The organism is Candidatus Pelagibacter sp. HIMB1506 (assembly GCF_052047935.1).
GTDB lineage: Bacteria > Pseudomonadota > Alphaproteobacteria > Pelagibacterales > Pelagibacteraceae > Pelagibacter.
On record NZ_JBNAIS010000001.1, the window covers coordinates 1497501 to 1518516 of the forward strand.

The following is a 21016-nucleotide window of genomic DNA, read 5'->3' on the forward strand; positions in this document are numbered from 1 at the left end:
AAGTGTATTTTTTTCTATTTTTATTACAGAGCTTTATCTAGCGTATAAAAATTATAATTACATTACAATAAATCCAAGTATTTTAGACGAAAAAAAAAAAACAAAAATTAATTTCGATAACAGATCTAAGTTTAAAATTTTTAATGATTTAAAAAAAGAAGATTTAGATATTGTAATGGCAGTACCCCCACTTAGTTATTTGTTTAGTGGAAACATCAATAAGGAAATAGAACTTTTTCCTTTATCAGGTATATCTAACTCAAAAACAATTCATTGTAATGAGAGTGGTTACTACTCTATTTATAAAAGTGACAGATATGGTTTTAATAATCCAGATTATGTTTGGGATAAAAATGAAATTGACTTGGTTATAATTGGCGATTCTTTTGCTCACGGAGCATGTGTAAATAGACCTAGTGACATTAGTTCCAATTTAAGAAAAGAGTATAATCTAAATGTCATTAATCTTGGCTATAGTTCTAATGGACCGTTAATTGAATACTCAACTTTAAAAGAATATTATTTTAACAACATGGACAAAGTTGTTTGGATTTTTTTTGAAGGGAATGATATTTTGGACTTAAAGTTTGAGAAAAAAAATTTGATTCTAAAAAATTATTTGAATAATGAAAATTTTACTCAAAGACTGAAGTTTAAGCAAGAAAAAATCAATACTTTAAATAATCAGGTAATTTTAAATGAAAAAAAATTTTACTTTAAAAATTTAATTAAATTAGGAAATCTTAGGGCCGCAATAAAAAAAATAATTACTTCTAAAGAAAATAACTTTGCTTTTGCAGGGGATTTAAAAGATGAAGATATATTTGAATTTTTAAATATTATTCATAAAGCAAAAAAATTCTCTGACGAAAATAATCTTGATTTTTATTTTGTATATTTGCCTGATACAAATCGAATATTAAATGCAAAATATAACAATAAAACTTATAATGTTATAAGAAATGAGTTAAAAAAACTTGAAATTGAATTTATTGATCTAAAAAAAGCTATGTTTGATAAAAATGACAATTTTTTAGATTATTTCCCCTTTAGGCAAATTAACCATTTTAACGAAATTGGTTATGAAAAAATGTCTAAAGAAATTTATAAGTTTATTTATGAAAAATAATTATTAAAATAATTTACATTATTTTAATAATAAATTAATTCTTAATTAAATAAATTTACAAATTTATGAAATTTATTTTCTTTTTTTTTAAAATAGATTTTTTAGAGAGCTCGATAATAGAGCTCCATAAAAAAGCATCTTTAATATCAATTTGAGGCTTAGTGTTTTTTTTAATTGATACGTAAAAGTTTTCTAATACTTTATATAGACCAAAATCTCTCTTCAAAATTTTTAATTCATTCCTTTCTTTTAAAGTTAAATACTTTAAAAAATTAAATGTTTTAAATTTTGAGTTTTTAAAGTTATTTTGTGATGAAACAATAGAGCTCTCATTATCATATCTTCCTGAAATAAATATTTTTTTAGTGCCTTGAATATACATATCCATCATCGACGATGGTCTATTTGATGAGGTATCACATATAATTTCAATTAGTCTTTGTTTGTTAGTTTTTAAAATAGATAAAGATATATCTGGTCTTTTAAAATTAATTTTTTTTTTTGGAAAAAAATTTGAATAAATATTTGACATTGAAATTTCTTTTGTATTGAATGATTGTATACTAATCAACTTTTCAGAGTTAAATTTTCCTATATTCAAAAATTTAGAAACTGGTCCTATTGAGTGTGTTGGATAATCGTTTCCATTAAATTTTTTTCTCTCCAATCCTCTCCAAGTAAGGTTTCCATTTTTTCTTGAAAAAGATATGTTTTTGCAATCATGAATGTAAGATGATCTAATATATGTAATATGTCCAAATTCACCTTTTTTTATTGACCTATCTAAGGCAATGTTTTTTGGTGCATAACAATAATTTTCTGCCATCATATAAATAATTTTTTTTTTTTTAATTAATTTATTTAGTTTTTTTCCTTCAGAAATTTTTTTAAACGCAGGAACTTCACATAGTATATGAATACCTTTCTTAGCAGCTTTAGTTGAGTGCTTTACGTGATAACTTACTGGACTGGCGATGTAAATAGCATCAAGATTTTTATAGTCAAAAAATGATTTTTCATTTTTGAAAATTTTTATATTTTTATTTTTTATTAGTTTTAATTTTTTTTCGTCATTATCGTATAAAGCAACAACACTGAAATTAAGTTTTATTTTATTTAAAATATTTATTACTTTAACACCTCTCTCATAACCAATAATTCCTATTTTGATCATTAAACTTTAAATTTAAAATTAAAAATATATAAATAACCTAAATTTAAAAAATGTTTAAATATAAAATTTTAAAATCTGTAATAAAAAAAAAAAAATGTTTACAAATTATTAAAAAAATCGATAGTTCTCTGCAAAAACAATCTTTATTAATTAAAAAAAAAAATAAAGAGTATTTAAATGAACTTATAAATCCTTTTTGTTATGACACTGATTTCTTTAATATATTTAAATATAAAAAAGTTAATAAATTGTGTGATAAAATACTTGGAAAAAACTACTACCTTAATGCATTTGCTGCACTTAAAAAAATACCTCTTACTGGCAAATTAAGAAGTGATAATTACCATATAGACGGAAAGTCTGAGCTTATATCAATTAATAAAGACCTTCAGTTAAACGTTTTATTTTCATTAACCAAATCTAATATATTTCACGGAACAACTGCAATCAAAGATAAAGAAAAAATTAAATATATAGAACTTAATGCGGGTGATTGTATAGTTTTTAATTCATTTATAAAACATAAGGGGACACCAAATAATTCTAACACAACAAGGTATATTATAGGCTATAATTTAATTCCACATTTTATAAAGCCAAGATTTGATTTTGTACAAATGACTAAAAATTTTAAGTTAGATAGTAGATTAAAAAAATTTTTAGGTTATAATTTTACTCCTCCTAAAAATTTGAAAGATTATTTAAACAGAGAAACTTATTTTTTAGAAAATTAATTATTAATTAAGCTACCTTTTACTAATTCATTAATTGGTCCTAATACTTTTGTAAATTTTATAACTCTACCATTTTTTTTAAAAATAATTGAATCTTCATAATTAAAAATAATTTCAAGATCTTTAAAATTTTTAGAGTAATCATTAACGAATTCATTATTAATAAACATAGCGTCATATACTTTAAATTCAAAATTTTTATATTTAAAAAAACAACCTTGAGATTTATTGCTAAAGGTTTTTATTCTTTGAATAATTTTTTCTGGATCTTCATTAAAATTAATAATTTTATCGTTAGATTTCCTAGAATAGTAAATCCAATCACCTTCCTCATGATTTATCTTTGCTACAAAGTTTTCTTTAAAAGATTCATGAAAAACTTTCTTTTCAGCTAAAAAACTTAATTGATACATTAAACTAACATCTAAGTCTTTTGAAAAGGGTATTTTAACTCTAGATATTATTGGCCCCCCATCTATTGTATCATCCATTATATGACAAGTGGCACCACCATCTCTTGAATATAAGATTGACCCTAAGCATGGATCTATCCCTTTTAAATCTGGCAGATGAGATGGGTGAATATTGGCATAAATTCTTTTTTTCAATTTGCTAATCGGCAGGATAAATGGACACCCGTTTGATAATAAAATATCAAATTCATTATTGTCTATATATTCAATTAATTCGTCTTTACTTTGTATTATTTTATGATTTACTTTTTTTAATATTTGATCTTTTTCTAAATGAGTATTTTTTACAACTAAAACTTGTAAATCGAGATTTAGCATTAACATTTCCTCTAATACAAATTTTCTATTTCCAACAAAAATATATTTTAGTTTATTTTGCGACTGCATAACCAAATCCTGTTTCACCATAATTGTTTCCACAATATAGCATGAACTTTTTATTTTTATGACTAATCATATATGGGTAGCATATACTGTCACTATCCCATCCTTTTTCAGAAATTGTTATGCCTGCGTTTTCATCTTTTCTTTTCCATTTAATACCATCAGTTGAAGAAGCATAACCAATTCTATAAGTTGTATAGTCCTTAGTACCTCTATGAGCAAACCACATATGATAATTATTATCCCAATACACTACACAAGGTCGTCCAAAAGAGTGTTCATATTGATCTTTTATTGGAATAACTAAACCGGGTTTACAATTCCAATCTATTCCATTTTTTGATGTAGCATAATGAATACCATATGTTGCATGCCAATTATTATTTTTTTTTTCCCAACTTAATCCTGAATTATACCAAGCCTTCCAATTGTTTGCTTCATTAACGTGCACCGAAGTTGCTGCTGCAAAAATTGGGTTATTTTTATCTCTTCCAAGAATTGGACCATCAAATTCTCTCTTTGCAGTTAGGTTTTCTGGATCTGCAATTGCTCTTCCAGTATCACAATGCCATAGACCAATTTGAATATTTTGCCAGCCAGAATAATAAATATAATAATTGTCTTGATGTTTAACAAAACAACAGTTTAACAATCCTTCAGAATCAAAATAACCAGGCTTACTAGGTGATAAGGCAAGCTTTATATCTGAAATAATTTCTATTTTTTCATTTATAATTTGAGCATGGCATAGAAAAATATAGCTCTGTTTATTTTTTCTTGAGGAAAAAGCCATAAGAAATTTATCATTTTCAATTTGGATCATTGATGGATGAGAAGCATGAGTAAAGCCATCCATTGCTTTATCAATTATTAATCCTTTTTTTTCCCAATTAATCATTTGATAGATATTTCTTAATAATTTTTTCTAAAAATTCTACTCTACTAATATTTTTATTTTCCAAGTATCTATAAAACTTATTTTTTAATTTTGGATCTATACCTTCAAGTTGACCATAGTGTCTAGTTCTTATTGATCCACCTCTACGGCCAACGTGAGGAATATCTATATTTGCATCCCAATTCTTGTCTCCAACAATATACTCAATTACATAAAAGCAATTGTTAATTACCCATGATAAATTTACATTCTTAGCACTTTTTGGAAGCATCTCCATTGGAGGATCTAAATTATATAAAATATTATTTGTAATTAAACTCTTTCCTAATTCAGTATTCTTTAACCAATAGGCTATTCCTTCATCTCCAAATACTACCTTACCTCCTGGTTTCGTAACTCTGTCCATTTCGTCAATGCCTTTTTTTATATCTTTATATAAGTTTATCCCTCCAAAATGATAAGTTGCATCGAATTGATTATCTTTAAATGGAAGATTTGTGGCATCATTTACGGAAAAAAATATTTTGTATGCTTTTAAATTTATTATTTTTTTTGTTCTATAATATGCAGCAAAGAGCATTTCTTTTGCATAATCTTGAGCATAAATCTGACCTAATTTTCCTATTTTTTTGGAAATATATTCAAGATCATTTCCTGCACCTGTAGCAGTAACTAAAACTTTGTCACCTTTTTTTAAGTTTAATTTACCAATAAGTTCTTCTCTCAGTTTTTTTTCATTTACATTGTGTGTATTGAAAAGCCAACTTAAAGCATTGTCGTGAATTTCTGCTGCATTTTTAATTGAAAATTCGTTTACATTTTTTTTTTGATTTTCAAATATAGGAATACCCGTTTTTTTATCAATTAATTTAGGTTTCTTAGAATATAAAAGTTTTCTCATTACGTTCCTTTAATTAAAATTTATTATCAATTAAAACTGTGAATTGTTCACTATTTAACTTATGTTTAGTGCTTGGAGGTGAAATAACAACACTTTTATTTTTTAAATTTTTTGAAACCAAACTTCTGGCACCAATAAAACATTTATTTCCTATTTTAATATTATTTATTATAGAGGAATTTAAGCCAAAAAAGCAATTGTTTCCAATTTTGGTGTTACCAGCAACACTACTACCGGATGTAAACCAGCAGTGATTACCTACCTTAACATGATGGCTAATGATTGATCCTGACCATATGAAATTATTATTTCCCATTTTAACTATAGGGTGAATATGCACATCGTTCATAATAAAATTATTATCTCCAATTATTAAATCTTCAGGGATATTTGCTGATGGATCAAATATATTTGGACAATTATATCCTAATTTTTTTAATTTATTATAAATAGTTTCTCTATTACTATTCATATTTGAGTAGCCAACAGAAATAAATATGTCGTACTTTTTTTTTGGAAACTTTTTTAAAAAATATTTAAAATCGAATACTGGATAACCAAAAATTTTTTTTTTTTTTATATATTTTTTATCAACAGTGAAACCAGTAAACTCGTATCTCTTTATTTTTTTTAATATTCTATAAACAACTTCAGCACTAGGCCCGTTTCCAAAAATTAATATTTTTCTTTTTTCCATTATATTTTAATTTCTTTTTTAAATTGTTTTGGCCATTTATTAATATTATTTCCGTGTTGACTATATAGTGCAAGCAAAAGTCTTTCATAACCAATGCCAATACATCCTGAATAAATATTTTTTTTCTTATTTTTAATATTAAATGCTTTTCCAAATGTATCTAAATGAAAATTTATTGATCCTATAGCTATTTTTTTCTTTAAAAACGGAATGGTAGCTAGAATTTCGTATTTTAGTTCAAAAGCGTCTTGGAATAATTTTTTATCAACATTTCCTATGAAAAAAGGATCATTGGCTGTTTCAATTGTACAATCCAAATCAGTTTTTTTTAAAAAAATTTTTATATCTTCGATAAGTCTATTTCTAGTTTTCAGTACAAAGTTTTTATCACCAACAAACATTATATCTCTCACACTAAAACTCATTAATCTATCTAATGAATTATTTTTTGAATTCTCGTTTCTAAATACTTTGTTATAAGTTGTATAAATTGTGTTTTTAAATGATTTCATATTACTTAGTGCATAGTAACAATTATCACACACAGCTGGCTGTAAGCCATATTCAGCATTTTCAAAATTATTATTTATTTTAATATTATTAAATTTTTTGTTGCTAGAATATTCGATAGAAAATTTGTTTAGGTTTTTATGATTTTTTTTTAACCCGACCATTAATAAAGATTGTTGAGGGAACTCATTAAGATAATTAATTTTTTTAAATAAATCTATAGGCCACAAAACTGGATTTTCTTGGTCTATTGCTTTGTATTTTTTTATAGCTAGGTTATAGAAAAGTTTATTACATTTTCTAAAAATATTTAGAAAATCACCTTGAAATTGAAATAATTCTGGAGAAATATTTTTTATTTCATTATTTTTTTTTAAGATTTTTATTGGGTCTTTATTAAATTTTGCTTGACGTATTTGATTAAAAATAACTTTTGAGTCACCAATTCGTTTTGATATGAAGATAAGCTTTTTTATAGATTTTGAAATTTCATTCATATTTTTTTTAGTATTATTTTCTATAGAAATTATTTTTTTATCAAAAAATATTTTTTGATTGGGAAAACTATCTGAACAAGAGTTTTTAATAAACTCTAATTGCTTCTCTGATAACCTTCCTGTAAATTTGATAACTAGTCTCTTTGATTTCATACTAGTTGTTAGTGCTAGTTATTACGTTAAGTGCAATTAATTGTGTTAAAATTTGAGATGTACCTTCAATAAATTGAAAACCTTTTGACTCTCTGAAGTATCTTTCAATATTATAATCATTGCAAGTACCATTTGCACCAAATACATCTAACAAATTGGAGCAAATCTCCTGAACGTTCTGACTTGCAAATAGTTTTAACATATTACAATAGTTTTCAGATTTTATATTAATTTTTCTTTTTATTTTAAAAGCTTTTTCTGAAAATGATATACCAGACTCAATTTTCATTTTGGACTCAGCAATAATTTTTTGTATTAATTGAAAATTCCAAATTTTCTTTCCAAATTGACTTCTTTTTTTTGTATAATTAACAGTTTCATCTAAAGCAGCTTCACACATTGAAAAAGCAGATATAGATGCAATAGCTCTACCATTAATCAATGCATAATTTAAGGCTTTAAGTGAAACATCATAGTTCTCACCAATTAAACTATTTTTTTTTATTTTGACATCTTTAAAATTTATATTTGAAATATGTGATGCTTTATTTGTTAAAATATTTTTGATAACAGTTTTGTTTATTCCTTTTAATTTTGAATCAATTATAAACAATTTTAAACCTTGATTTCCATTAGCAAGTAACAAATATTTTTCCGCTATACCACCTAATGTAATCCATTTTTTTTTCCCATTAATAATAAATCCATCGTGCGTTTCTTTGTAAGAAGTTTCAATCTCATTGATATTAGAACCAGCATTTGGTTCAGTAATTACTAACGAGAAAATTTTACCTTTTGACAATTCATCTATACAATTTTCCTTCTGTTTCTTTGTTCCAAATTTTAGAATAGTTGATCCAACCATTCCCAATGAAACTAAGTAATAATTACGAATATTTGCGCAAAATTTGGTTGCATTAAAATAGAATTCACATTCTTCAGAAGGAGTTAAAGATTGAATTTTATTGTGATACCCTAATAATAAAGATATTTCACTTTTATTTAAAATTTTTGTTATATTTTTTGGAAACTTTTTTTTATTATCAATGTCCTTAGCAACACTTTTAAAATTTTTTTCAGATATTTTTTTAATTTTATTTAGTAATTTTTTTGTTCTCACTTCAATTTATTTTTTTGAATTTTTTTTTATATAATCAAGACATTTTTTATAACTTGTAAGTCCTACAATTTTTTCGGGTTTTATTTTCTTTAATTTGAATTGTTCTTCTAACTCAAGAATTAGGTTTATATGAGAAAAAGAGTCCCATTTTTCTGTATTTTTCATGGAAACATTATCTATTTTTTTTGTGTCTATACCAAAATTTTTTTTAAACAGTTTATCAAGTTTTTCTTTAAACATAATTAATAATTTAAAAATTTTTTTGTATCTTTACCACAATTCATTAAGCAATCAACTATACTTAAATTTCCATAAAAATCTTCATAAGGTTGTTTATAAATTTTGGTTTTTCCATATTCAAACCAATTAATCTCTATTTTTTTTTTTTTGAACAATATTGTGTCTAAATAATTTTTAGCTGCTGGACCAGTGTAATATATTTTCGCTTTTCTGTTCATAATAATCTCCAAAAGTCTATCTGATGGAGATTGATCTTCTTCCAGTTTAACAATTTTACATGAGTTTAGAAATTTCGTTTTAATTTTCAGAAATTCACAGATTTTTTTTATTAAAAAAATATTTACCTCAGAAAGATTAAGTGTATCAATATTATTAAAGCAATTATTTAAGAATTCATATATTTCATTGAAATGAGTACTTTTTCTGTAACATTCTTTTATCTGATTTAAATGTTTTTCTTTCCAACTGATTTCATTAATTTGAATTTTTGATATAATTTGGTTGTAATTTCCTTTGCTTGATACAGGTATTGTAAGCCATTTTTTTTTATTATTCATTCTTATAAGGTTCCTGTTTCTCCAATCTCTTCTTGTATATTGGACTTCATCAAAAAAAATAAATTCATCAACATTTTTAATTAAGTCAAAATAACCTTTCCATGGGATATAATTTGATTGAGATATTGCAATTTTCATTTAATCCTACTTAAGATATTTTTTTTAAGTGGCTTACCTTTACTTATCTTTAGTGGAGATTTTTTATTAATTATCTTTAAAAAAAAAGATGCGCTCAATCCTTTATCTGGTCTAAAGGTTTTTATATTTTTTTTGGTAAATTTTTCCCCAATAGCTATGTCTGAAATAGCATATATAGATCTTCTAAAAATTTTATTTTTCATTTCAGATTTTGACCTTAGGAAAGTATCATTTTTAATTAATTTATAAGAATTCACCAAATCTTTTTTAAAATTAGCTATTTGTTTTTCATTTAGTGAAAATTTAGAATCTACAGATTTAATATTTTTAAGACATATATGTTTCTCTATGACTTCTGCTCCTTTAATAATGGACATGCATGACAAATATGATCCTATAGTATGATCGGATAAACCAATTTTTACTTTAAATTTTTTTTTAATAATTTCTAGATTATTAAGGCTAAAATCATCTATGTTTGAAGGATAATTGCTTACACAATATAATAAAGTAATATCCTTACAGCCGTATTTTTTTGCAATCTTTATTGTTTGTTTTATTTCTCCTAAACTTGCCAGCCCAGTTGATATTATCATTGGTTTTTTTGTGGATGCAATTTTTTTAATTAGATTAAGATCATTCATTTCAAATGATGAAACTTTATAAATTTGACATTTTAATTTTTCGAGAAAATCAACTGCTTCTTCTGAAAAAGGAGAACTAAATATTTTAATTTTCTTCTTCTTCGCATAACTAAAAAGTTCTTTATGCCACGAGAGTGGAGTCTGAGCTTTTTTGTACAAGTTCCATAAATTATAATTTTTCCATAATCCATGTTTAATTTTATTATTATTTTTTATGGTCATCATGTCTGGCGTATAAGTTTGAAGTTTTACTGCATCAGCACCACCATATTTCGCAGCATCAATTAGCTTTTTTGCATTAGCAATTTTACCGTTATGATTGCCTGAAATTTCAGCAATAAAAAAAGGTTTTTTGTTAATAAATTTTTTTTTATTCATTATTTTTATAAAATTTCATTATTATTGCTTTATAGATTTTATAGCTTAAAAATGCTCTGATGAAAAATTATCTTAAAAATGAAAAATTAATAGGAAAAATTGAAAAAATTAGGTCAAAAAATAATGTAAACTGGATGGATATTCTGCGTTTAGCTTTCAAGCATGATCCAAAAAATGCTGCAAAAATAGTTAAAAAGATTCACTCTGATGATAAGAGAATATCATCAATTGTAAAAAAACTCGGTAAATAATTTTTTTTAATGAATATTATTTTAGGTACTGCACAACTAATGGATGGTTATGGTTTAGCAAAAAAAAAACTTTATAAAAAAGATTTAACTGAAATATTAAATCTTGCAAAAAAAAAAAAGTGTAATTTTTTAGATACTGCAATTGCTTATAAAGATGTAGATAAAACACTATCGAAACTTAATCTCAAAAAATTTAATATACTTACAAAGGTTAAAAAACTTGATTACATAAATACTGTTAAAGAAGTCAAAAAATCAAAAAAATTGATTGGTATCTCAAAGTTCCATACAATTTTTTTACATGATGAAAAAGAATTACTATCTAAGAAAAAAAATAAAAATTATAAAATATTAAAAAAATTGAAATTACTTAATTTAACAAAATTTATTGGTCTTTCTGCTTATTCAAAAAAAAACACTATTGAAATAATTAAAAATTTTAAGATTGATGCTTTGCAATTACCATTAAATTTATTTGATCGAAGATTTATAGATAAAGAATTTTTAGAAATGGTAAAAGTAAAAAAAATTAAATTATATTTTAGATCAATTTTTTTACAGGGAGCTCTAATTGATAAAAAATTGTATAAAAGAGAAGAAAAATTAAATAGAAATAAATATTTTAAAAATTATTTTAAATGGTTGAAAGAGAATAAAAAAAATCCAATCGAAATTACAATGAATTTTTTAAATCAAGTGGGTATTAAAAAAGTTATAGTGGGAGTTTCAAGTAAGTCAGAATATAAAGAAATTATAAAAAATATAAATTTCCTAAATAATAAGATGATCCCAAACTTCGATGTAAACCAAAACGATAATAATTATATATACAGAACAGATTATTGGAATATTAAATAAAATGAGAAAATATTGGTTAAAAGCGTTAAAATTAATTCCAAGTGGAAATTTGCTTTATTCAAAAAGGCCTGAAATGTTTTTACCAAACAAATGGCCAACTTATTTTAAAAAATCTAAGGATTGCTATCTTTGGGATTTAAAAAACAAAAAATATTTAGACATGATTTTTGCCGTTGGTACAAATGTGTTGGGTTATAATTATAAAAAATTAGATAATAGAATTAAGCAAACAATATCCTATGGAAATATGAGCACATTAAATTCGTATGAAGAAGTTTTATTAGCAGAAGAGCTACTAAAGATTAATAAATGGGCTGGCAAGGTGAAATTTGCGAGATCAGGAGGAGAGGCAAATTCAATTTCTATTAGAATTGCAAGAGCATATAATAAAAAAAAACAAAATGTTGCCGCTTGTGGTTATCATGGTTGGCATGATTGGTATTTATCTTCAAATTTATCTAATAAAGAAAATTTAGATTATTATATTTCAAAAAATATAAAAATTAATGGTGTAAACAAGAAATTAAAAAATACTGTTTTTCTTTTTAGATATAATGATCACAAAAGACTAGAATACTTATTAAAGTACAAAAAAATTGGAATTATCAAAATGGAAGTTGAGAGAAATATTAAACCAAATAAGAATTTTTTAGAAAAAGTAAGAAAACTTGCAAACAAATATAAAGCTGTTTTGATTTTTGATGAGTGCACCTCAGGATTTAGACAAACATTAGGCGGTATACATAAAAATTACAATGTAAATCCTGATATTATTACTTACGGCAAGGCAATTGGTAATGGTTATGCAATTACTGCTATTGTAGGAAATAATAAAGTTATGAAAGCCTGTGATGAAACATTTATAAGCAGTACTTTTTGGTCAGAGAGAATAGGGTTAGTTGCTGCCTTAGAAACAATTAAAATAATGAAAAAAGAAAAAATTTGGAAAAAAATTAAAGAAAAGGGCAAATATATAAAACAGAAGTGGAAGGAAATTGCAAAAAAACACAATTTAGAAATAGAAGTATTTGGCATTGACTCAATTCCTCAATTTAAGTTTAAAAAAAATAATAATATTTTAAAAACATTTTTAACAGATCAAATGTTAAAAAAAAATATTTTAGCTAACAATACGATTTATGTTTCTTTAGCTCATAAAAAAAATGTTTTAGAAAGATACTTCAATGAATTAGACAAAGTTTTTCTAAAAATTTCTAAAATTAAAAATATTAAAACACAGATCAAACTTCAAGAAGCTCATACTGAGATTAAAAGACTAAACTAATGGCAAGAAAAATAAGAAGACTCGCTATAATACCTGCAAGATCTGGATCAAAAAGAATAAAATTTAAAAATATTAAGAAATTTTTTGGGAAGCCTATTATAAATTTTTCTATTGATAATGCGATAAAGTCAAAACTATTTAACAAAATTCATATTTCAACCGATACAATTAAGTTTAAAAAAGCTATAGAAAAAAATAATAAATTGAAAATAGATTTCTTAAGACCAAAAAATCTATCTTCAGACAGAACACCCTTAATAGATGTGATAAAATTTGTTTCCAAAAAAATATCCAAGAGTTTTAATTTTGACGAAGTTTGGTTGATATATCCATGTGCACCTCTCATCAAACCATCAGATTTAACTCTAGCTAGTAAAAAGTACAATTTAACTGACAAAAAGTTTCCAATGATAACCCTAAGAAAATATGATGCTCCAATTGAATGGTCATTGAAAAAGAAGAGAGGTACTTTTATTCCTACTAATTTAAAAAAAATTAAATTAGATTCAAAAAGAACTGAAACATATTATTATGAAAGTGCCTCATTTATAATCTATAATTTCAAGGACGTAATAAGTGGCAAAAATTATAAAAAATATTATGGATATGAATTGCCAAGAGAAAGGGCTATTGATATTGATGACATTTCAGATTGGAAAATAGCAGAATTTTTTTACGAATATCAAAATAAAAAACTATGATTCCGTATAGTAGACAAGAAATTGATAAAAAAGATATACGAAGCGTTGAGAAAGTTCTCAAATCAAGATTTATCACACAAGGGAATCAAATCAATATTTTCGAAAAAAAAATTTGTAATAAAGTTGGTTCAAAATATAGTGTGGCTGTAAATAGTGCTACAAGTGCGTTACATATAGCATGTCTTGCATTAGACCTAAAAGAAAAAGATTACTTATGGACAGTACCTAATACATTTGTAGCTTCAGCTAATTGTGGTTTATATTGTGGGGCTTTAATAGATTTTGTCGATATTGATAAAGATACTCTCAATATTTCAATAGAAAATTTAAAAAAAAAATTAATCGAAGCAAAGAAAAAGAAAAAGATTCCTAAAATTATTGTTGCAGTAGATTTTGGTGGTAATCCTTATGATCATAAAAAACTTTTTGACTTATCTTTGAAATATAATTTTAAAATAATAACAGATGCTTCACACTCTTTAGGATCAAGTTTTAAAAATTATAAGATTGGACGATGTAAATGGTCGGATATAACTGTATTTAGTTTTCATCCAGTAAAACCTATTACTACAGCTGAAGGAGGTATGGCTGTGACTAATGATAAATTACTTTTCGAGAAATTAAAAATTTTAAGAAATCACGGAATTAGTAGAAATATAAATAAATATCAGAAAAAAATTAGACAAAAATGGTATTATGAGCAAATAGATTTGGGTTACAATTATAGGATGAATGAATTGCAGGCAGCTTTAGGTATCAGTCAGTTAAATAAACTTGATAGTTTCAATTTAAAAAGAAATAAAATAGCAAAATTTTATAAAAATAAGTTAAAAAACCTGCCAATTAAATTTCAAGAGGTAGATAAAAATAGTTTTTCATCTTATCATTTGTTCGTAGTCTTATTTCCAAAATCAATTATCAAAAAAAAAATTTATAATAAAATTTTTAATTTTTTTTTAAAAAATAAGATAGATATTAATCTTCACTATTTACCTTTACATTTACATCCATTTTTTAGATCAAAAGGATTTAAAGAGGGAAGCTATCTAGTTTCAGAAGAATATTCCAAAAGAGCAATTAGTTTGCCTATATATCCATCTTTAACTTTTCAAAACCAAAATAAGATTGTAAATATAATTAATAAGGTTTTCAAAAAGTATTTTAAAAATGAGATCATTGAATAATAAGTCTATATTAATAACTGGAGGCACGGGTTCATTTGGAAATGCCATGACAAGTTATATATGTAAAAATTTTAAACCAAAAAGGTTAGTAATTTTTAGTAGAGATGAATTAAAGCAGCACAATATGCAGCAGAAATTTCCAATTAAAAAATATTCTTTCATGAGATACTTCATTGGTGATATTAGAGATGAAAAAAGATTAGCAAGAGCGTTTAACGAGATAGATATCGTAATTCATGCTGCTGCACTTAAACAGGTTCCAACTGCTGAATATAATCCTTTTGAAGTTATTAATACAAATATTTTGGGCGCACAAAATATTATTGAAACATCTTTGAACTCAAACGTAAAAAAAGTAATTGCTTTATCTACAGATAAGGCATCTTCCCCAATTAATTTGTATGGAGCCACAAAATTATGTTCTGACAAGCTGTTTAACGTAGCAAACACTTACTCTGGAAAAAAAAAAATATCATTTTCCGTAGTTAGATATGGAAATGTTATGGGTAGTAGGGGCAGCGTTATCCCATTATTTCTAGAACAGTCAAAAAATAAACAATTAATGATAACCGACCCGAATATGACAAGATTCAATATAACATTAGAGGAAAGTGTAAAATTAGTTATTTGGTCTATTAAAAATTGTTACGGATCAGAAATTGTAGTACCAAAAATACCATCTTATAGAATTCTCGATATAGCAAATAGCATTAGCCCTAATAGTAAAAAAGAAATAATTGGCATAAGGCCTGGAGAAAAATTACACGAGGAGATGATAAGTTTCGAGGAGAGTAGGAATACAATTGAGCTTAAAAATTATTTTGTTATCTTGCAATCTGGGAATAAAAAACAGTTAAATTATTATCTTAAACAACAGAAAGGTAAGAAAATTAGAAAGCAGTTTTCATACAATTCTCTAGATAATAAATATTTCTTAAATAAAAAAGAAATTTCTAAATTAATACAAAAACAAAAAAATTTTTAATTTGAAGCAACTTTCATTAAATTAAAAAATAAATGAAAAAAAACATCAATTTAATAGGAAGTAGTTTATATTCAATTTTTTTAGCATTTGAATTATCAAAAGATAAAAATTTAAAAATTAATATATATGAAAAAACAAATAATTTTCTTAATGCTTTTTCTTCAATTTCAGTAGGTAATAATTTATGCAATCCAGGCTTTCATGCTTTTGAGGGTGTACGATCAACAAAATTGCTTAATTATATAAAAAAAAATTTTAATATTAAATTAAAAAAAATAAACAAAAGTAGAGGAATTATTTTAGATAAGTACATAATAGATCCAAGGACCTCAATAAAAAAATGGCCTGAACAAATAATCAAAAAATTTAATTTTGAAAATAAATTAACAAAAATTAGACCGGATGAGATCGTAAAAAAAATAGATAAAAATTATATTGATTATTTACACATTAATTTAGGAGATAATTTAGAGTTGGAAAATACTTTGCAATTAATATATCCATGGTTTTTTCCTAACAATTATAGATCAAGTTTAAAAGATGAAGGGTCAATTTTTCTTGATAAAATCAGATCAAAAAAAATCAAACATAGTTACTTTATTCCAACTAATGGTTTATTTGAGAGTTTGAAACTTAATATTATAAAAAAATTGAAAGAAAAGAATATAAGTATATTTTTGAAAAAAGATATTACCTTAAAAAAAGAAAAAAATTTAATTGCATATTGCGAGAAAAAAAAATTAAGTGGTTTAAATATTTTAACTCTGCCAATATTTTCTATTATACCAATTATTGATGGATTTAAATTGAAATTACCAAATATAAAATCCCAAAAATATTATACAGCTTTGATAAAAGTTAACAAAAAATCAGTAATCAATAATTATCTAGAGATGATTGTTTCTTCATCTAAGATGAAAGGACTTCGAAGGTTGTCAAATTATTCTTTAATTAGGGGTCGTAAAGATTATATTTTTCAACTTGAATTTGTAGAAAATAATTATTTTAACAACGTAAACCTACAAATATTTTCATACATAGAAGAACTAAAAAAAATAATTATCTTAAATAATAAAAATAATAAAAATATAAAAATTAAATTAATAAATTATAAATTTTTAAGATTTATTTTTTCTCCAAAAAATAAAGATATTCAAAAACTTTCAAAGAAAATCAGCTCTTTTTTTAAAAATACATCAAATATTATTTTGCCTAGAGAAATTACTTGGCCAATTAATACCAATAAACAATATTTTTTTTCAAAAATTGATACTAAAATGATTAGAAAAAGTTTATGAAAATATCGAAAATTAAAAATATTTTAATAATAGGCGGAGATAAAATTACATTAAGTATTTTACCTTTAATAAAAAAAAATTTTAATTATTTAATTTTAAGTTCAAAGAGAAATTTATCGACAATCGTAGACGGAAAAACACTTGAAAAACATTTCAAGGAAAAAGAAATAAAATTTAAAAAAATTAATAATTTAGATAATTCGGTAGATTTTAATCACAAATTTAATTCTAATGCTTCAATTTATTTGTGTATGTCTTCTCCCTGGATAATTAAAAAAAAGAGTATAACTAAAATAAAATCATTAATTTTAAATTCTCATAGCACTAGGTTACCGGAATACAGGGGTGGAGCTTCATTTAGTTGGATGGTAATGAATAGAGTTAGATTTGGATTCAATAATCTCTATATTATTGATGAAAAAATTGACACTGGAAAAATTATTTTCTATGAGGAATTTCTTTACCCATTAAATTTAAATTCACCCAAAGCTTATTTTGATTATTATGTTAATAAACAGGTTGATTTTTTAGAACATGTATTTTTAAAGTTGAAAAATGGTATTAAAAATATTTTTCCAGTAAATCAAACCGAGTATATGTCTTCTTACTTCCCAAGATTAAATTCTGATTTGCATGGTTGGGCAGATTGGTCATTAGATTTTGAGGATTTAAGTTGTTTTATAAATTCATTTGGGGCACCTCACAATGGTTGTTGTACTTATTATAATAATAAGAAAGTTTATTTGAGTAAAGTTTCACCAAATTATGAAGATGCTAAATTTAATTCTTATAAAAGTGGTTTAATTTATAGAAAAGGGCCATCTTGGGTTTGTGTTGCTGGAACAAATGGATCTTTAATTATAGAAGAGGTATTTCATAGAAATAAAAATATTATCCAAGAACTAAAAATTGGAGATAGACTTTATACGCCGTCTAAAAAAATAGATAAAAAATTCAAAAGAGTATTTTATGATTCTAAAGGACTGGTTAAAAATTAGAATTATATGTCCACTATTTCTCCAAGCAAAAAATATTTATTTAGAGTTTTAAAAAAATTTTTATCAGAACATAAAAATAAAACTATAGGAATAGATTTAGCATCAGAAAATTTTAAAAATTCTATCTATTTCCAAACTAAAAAATATATAGGTGTAGATATAGAAATTGAACAGATATTATTTGGGTTAAAAAATTTTAGAAGCAAAAAGTGTTATGGGATACATTGGGATTTTACAAAAAAAAATATCCTTGGTGAAAATTTTGCTGATGTAGTTGTGTCAACAAATACTTTTTCACATATAAAATTAAAAAAAAAAAAAATTAACGCTTTAGACAATTGTATTAAATTTATATCAAAAAATGGAGTGTTTTTTTTAGAAGTTGAAATTCAAAAAAATATTACGGACACAATTATAAAAAAAATAAATTTAAATTTTGAGAATGTGAAAATTAGATATTATAATAATTTTTTTTCTAAAATTTATTTATCTTTATTCTCAGGTAAATTAACAAACAATCAATTTGCAATTTTTCTTAATAAAATAAAATTTAATTATTTATTGTCCTTAATTGAAAACTTAACATGTTATTTTAAAACTTTTAATTCAAAATTAATTATTATTGCGGATAAAAAAAAAAATGTTGGAAATAAGAAAATTAAATTTAATTTTAAAAAATTAAATAGATTTTTGTAAAATTACTGTAGCTTTTGATATTCTTTTTTAAATAATTCTGTCTCAGAATGTCTTCTTTCCAAGTATCTTGCGAAAGCTCTATTTTTATCTTTTCTAACTAATGTCATAGAGCTAATTTCTTCTTTAATATAATTAACTTTTTTAAGATCTACTAAAAACTTGTAAGTAACATTTTTTTTAAAGTTTTCTAGTGGCTCTATCTCTTTTGATAACCATTCAGGAAAGTCAAATTTTAAATCTATTTCATTATTTTTTGGATTTAATTTTTGATCAGAATAAATTTCATTTATCAAATACAAGTTTTTCATCCAAATTTCAGCTGAATTTAGAATTAATTTATTTTGTTCGTTTGAATAACTCTCGAAATTTTCTCTTATAACTTGAAACAAGGTCGAAATAATATCATCTAAAACCAACACTCCTCTTGCTGTATATTTTGACATTAAATTTTCTCCAATATCACCAGCTAAAAGCGATTTGTAATTTGAATTTTTTGAATAAAATTCAATTGCCTCTTCCTTGCTTTCAAAAAGTTCCTCGTGTGACTCTTTACAAAAATCGTCAAATAATTCTTTAAATTTTCCACCATTATCTTGATTTTTAATTTTATTTGTAATTGCCAAAGAAAGTTCAAACCAATCAATTCCAATTTTTTTTGTTAATTTTATAATAGGTTGTAAAAAATGATGTCCTAAGAGTTTTGCAATAAAGCTATAATTTCTACAATTTAGATATTCTTGATACGACATAGTTTTTGTTCCCACACATATTTGCTCTATTTCAAGAATTTTTTCTCCTCTGTATTCACCAAATTGTTTTGGTAAAACTCTCCATTTACTTTTTAGTTCATAATCTTTTATAGCTTTATCTCTTCCAAGTTCAGCACCAACCAACATCATTAAGGTATATGTTCTAGTTTGCACTCCATTGTCCATAAGAAATTTTACACCATCAAAGTAAGATTTTTCAGTTTCATTAGGAAGAGGAATTATCATCTCTGAAAAAGAACTTTTTCCTCTTTGTTTTAATTTATCTAAAAATTCCAAATATTGTTCTTTCGTCCAATTTCTTCTTTTAATTCCATCTAAAGTTTCTAAATTTAATGATTGCATTGATAACCCTAAGGCCACTCTATTCTTTAATTTATCATTAATTTTAATAATATTATCCCAATTACTCTTAGGAGTTAAACATTCAATATACTGAGGGTAGTCATATTCCTCCATAATTTTAAGAATTTCATCAGACAACCTCACATCCTTCTCAAAAATACCCCAATTTGAATCAAACATGAAAATAGATTTAGTTCCTTTTTTATCTTTAAGTTTATTTGCAACATATCTGATTTCTTCAGCTATTCTTTCAACACTAAAAGTTGTTATCTTAGTAGCATCAAGTCCTTGATCACAAAAAGTACAGAGGAATGGACACCCTCTCGCAGTTTCAAATGCAGGACTAAAAGTTCCGTCTAAAAATTTATCTAGCAAACCTGTAGTATATGGAGAAGGTATCACATCTCTACCTTCAGTTTTTACTGAACCAAACATTCCAATCCGTGGAATATAACTGCCAATATTTAATTCTTTTAGATTTTTCTTAACACTTACACAACCTTTTATAGGCTTGTCATTATTAATTAATTTATTTGTTGAGCAATTATTTTCAAAATATTCTTTAACAATTTCCAAAAATGATAGTTCTCCATCTGAGTATGCAAAATAATCTACAGATGGTCTTTTTGATAAGTATTCCAAACATTTTGAATAGGTATTGTCTTTATCGTTATCCTCTATTTTTGTTGCTCCTGTACCCGCAGGAAATTCTGGACCTCCCAAAACCGTTAAAGTTTCAGGTTTTATTTTTTTTGCGTAATTACAAATTTGATGCGAAAGTCCTGAATTCCAAATATAGTTTGAAACTCCTATGACGTCTGGTTTCCAATTATCTAAACAATCAAAAATTTCATTCGCATCAACATATAATTTTAAATCAACTTTTTCCTTATATTCTTTAAGTAGGTTCGAACCAATGTAACCTATACCTATAGGAACAAAATAAGAGTGTGCACCAACAGTTTTATGCCTAGGGTCAGCAAGTAAAATTTTAATTTTCTTCATTATGTTTAACTATCAC

At 24.4% G+C, this 21016-nt stretch carries 22 protein-coding genes (1 of these 22 running past the window's edge); 11 read left to right on the forward strand and 11 right to left on the reverse strand.

All coding sequences use genetic code 11. The features are described from left to right. Window positions 1–1129, forward strand: the 3' portion of a protein-coding gene (locus tag ACTTA8_RS07985; RefSeq protein ID WP_440655384.1) for a hypothetical protein. The gene continues 215 nt to the left of window position 1, outside the view; 1129 of the gene's 1344 nt are visible here — the last part of the coding sequence; the start codon falls outside the window, past its left edge; its stop codon occupies window positions 1127–1129. Window positions 1130–1184: 55 nt separating this feature from the next. Here ACTTA8_RS07985 and ACTTA8_RS07990 read toward each other — a convergent pair whose 3' ends face one another. Further along, complete coding sequence (locus ACTTA8_RS07990) at window positions 1185–2303, reverse strand: Gfo/Idh/MocA family protein (protein ID WP_440655386.1); 1119 nt, start codon at window positions 2301–2303, stop codon at window positions 1185–1187. 50 nt (window positions 2304–2353) lie between these two features. Here ACTTA8_RS07990 and ACTTA8_RS07995 point away from each other — a divergent pair, with 50 nt between their 5' ends. Next, complete coding sequence (locus tag ACTTA8_RS07995) at window positions 2354–3037, forward strand: hypothetical protein (protein ID WP_440655388.1); 684 nt, start codon at window positions 2354–2356, stop codon at window positions 3035–3037. On the opposite strand, the gene ACTTA8_RS08000 is transcribed toward ACTTA8_RS07995, so the two are convergent. Genes ACTTA8_RS08000 through pseI form a run of 9 tightly spaced genes read right to left on the reverse strand, consistent with a single transcriptional unit; the run spans window position 3034 to window position 10627 of the window. After that, window positions 3034–3828: a formyltransferase family protein gene (locus ACTTA8_RS08000; RefSeq protein ID WP_440655390.1), complete on the reverse strand. Its 795-nt coding sequence runs from the start codon at window positions 3826–3828 to the stop codon at window positions 3034–3036. The two genes, ACTTA8_RS07995 and ACTTA8_RS08000, sit on opposite strands and share 4 nt — an antisense overlap. A 52-nt stretch (window positions 3829–3880) precedes the next feature. Further along, window positions 3881–4792, reverse strand: coding sequence for a hypothetical protein (locus ACTTA8_RS08005; RefSeq protein WP_440655392.1), 912 nt, complete (start codon window positions 4790–4792; stop codon window positions 3881–3883). Then, entirely contained in the window at window positions 4785–5693 is a 909-nt protein-coding gene (locus tag ACTTA8_RS08010) for a methyltransferase domain-containing protein (RefSeq protein WP_440655394.1), read from the reverse strand. The genes ACTTA8_RS08005 and ACTTA8_RS08010 overlap by 8 nt, the downstream gene beginning before the upstream one ends. A gap of 13 nt (window positions 5694–5706) precedes the next feature. Continuing rightward, complete coding sequence (locus tag ACTTA8_RS08015; protein ID WP_440655396.1) at window positions 5707–6390, reverse strand: acetyltransferase; 684 nt, start codon at window positions 6388–6390, stop codon at window positions 5707–5709. Then, complete coding sequence (locus ACTTA8_RS08020) at window positions 6390–7550, reverse strand: aminoacyl--tRNA ligase-related protein (RefSeq protein WP_440655398.1); 1161 nt, start codon at window positions 7548–7550, stop codon at window positions 6390–6392. The genes ACTTA8_RS08015 and ACTTA8_RS08020 overlap by 1 nt, the downstream gene beginning before the upstream one ends. 1 nt (window position 7551) lies before the next feature. Continuing rightward, on the reverse strand, window positions 7552–8670 hold the full coding sequence (locus ACTTA8_RS08025; RefSeq protein ID WP_440655400.1) for an acyl-CoA dehydrogenase family protein: 1119 nt from the start codon (window positions 8668–8670) through the stop codon (window positions 7552–7554). 6 nt (window positions 8671–8676) lie between these two features. Beyond that, a complete protein-coding gene (locus ACTTA8_RS08030) occupies window positions 8677–8910 on the reverse strand; it encodes a hypothetical protein (RefSeq protein ID WP_440655402.1) in 234 nt (77 codons plus the stop codon). Between the two features lie 2 nt (window positions 8911–8912). Beyond that, on the reverse strand, window positions 8913–9605 hold the full coding sequence (locus tag ACTTA8_RS08035; protein ID WP_440655404.1) for a WbqC family protein: 693 nt from the start codon (window positions 9603–9605) through the stop codon (window positions 8913–8915). Continuing rightward, complete coding sequence (gene pseI / locus ACTTA8_RS08040) at window positions 9602–10627, reverse strand: pseudaminic acid synthase (protein WP_440655406.1); 1026 nt, start codon at window positions 10625–10627, stop codon at window positions 9602–9604. Before pseI ends, ACTTA8_RS08035 begins: the two co-directional genes overlap by 4 nt. Window positions 10628–10686: 59 nt before the next feature. Here pseI and ACTTA8_RS08045 point away from each other — a divergent pair, with 59 nt between their 5' ends. From ACTTA8_RS08045 to ACTTA8_RS08085, 9 genes are read left to right on the forward strand one after another with little or no spacing between them, the layout of a single operon-like run. Next, window positions 10687–10878: a hypothetical protein gene (locus ACTTA8_RS08045; protein ID WP_440655408.1), complete on the forward strand. Its 192-nt coding sequence runs from the start codon at window positions 10687–10689 to the stop codon at window positions 10876–10878. A 9-nt stretch (window positions 10879–10887) separates the two neighbouring features. Next, entirely contained in the window at window positions 10888–11736 is an 849-nt protein-coding gene (locus ACTTA8_RS08050) for an aldo/keto reductase (RefSeq protein WP_440655410.1), read from the forward strand. A gap of 1 nt (window position 11737) precedes the next feature. Continuing rightward, on the forward strand, window positions 11738–13021 hold the full coding sequence (locus tag ACTTA8_RS08055) for an aminotransferase class III-fold pyridoxal phosphate-dependent enzyme (protein ID WP_440655413.1): 1284 nt from the start codon (window positions 11738–11740) through the stop codon (window positions 13019–13021). Continuing rightward, complete coding sequence (locus ACTTA8_RS08060) at window positions 13021–13722, forward strand: acylneuraminate cytidylyltransferase family protein (RefSeq protein ID WP_440655415.1); 702 nt, start codon at window positions 13021–13023, stop codon at window positions 13720–13722. The genes ACTTA8_RS08055 and ACTTA8_RS08060 overlap by 1 nt, the downstream gene beginning before the upstream one ends. After that, window positions 13719–14906: a UDP-4-amino-4,6-dideoxy-N-acetyl-beta-L-altrosamine transaminase gene (pseC, locus tag ACTTA8_RS08065; RefSeq protein WP_440655417.1), complete on the forward strand. Its 1188-nt coding sequence runs from the start codon at window positions 13719–13721 to the stop codon at window positions 14904–14906. The genes ACTTA8_RS08060 and pseC overlap by 4 nt, the downstream gene beginning before the upstream one ends. After that, window positions 14890–15891 carry a UDP-N-acetylglucosamine 4,6-dehydratase (inverting) gene (pseB, locus tag ACTTA8_RS08070; protein WP_440655419.1) on the forward strand — a complete coding sequence of 334 codons (1002 nt, stop codon included), beginning with the start codon at window positions 14890–14892 and terminating at the stop codon, window positions 15889–15891. Before pseC ends, pseB begins: the two co-directional genes overlap by 17 nt. A 32-nt stretch (window positions 15892–15923) precedes the next feature. Further along, entirely contained in the window at window positions 15924–17189 is a 1266-nt protein-coding gene (locus ACTTA8_RS08075; protein ID WP_440655421.1) for a hypothetical protein, read from the forward strand. Beyond that, window positions 17186–18187 (forward strand): hypothetical protein, encoded by a 1002-nt coding sequence (locus tag ACTTA8_RS08080; RefSeq protein WP_440655423.1) that lies wholly within the window; start codon window positions 17186–17188, stop codon window positions 18185–18187. The genes ACTTA8_RS08075 and ACTTA8_RS08080 overlap by 4 nt, the downstream gene beginning before the upstream one ends. A 6-nt stretch (window positions 18188–18193) precedes the next feature. Beyond that, window positions 18194–18883, forward strand: coding sequence for a hypothetical protein (locus ACTTA8_RS08085; protein WP_440655425.1), 690 nt, complete (start codon window positions 18194–18196; stop codon window positions 18881–18883). Between the two features lie 2 nt (window positions 18884–18885). On the opposite strand, the gene ACTTA8_RS08090 is transcribed toward ACTTA8_RS08085, so the two are convergent. Next, entirely contained in the window at window positions 18886–21000 is a 2115-nt protein-coding gene (locus tag ACTTA8_RS08090) for a B12-binding domain-containing radical SAM protein (RefSeq protein WP_440655427.1), read from the reverse strand. Between the last annotated feature and the right edge of the window lie 16 nt (window positions 21001–21016).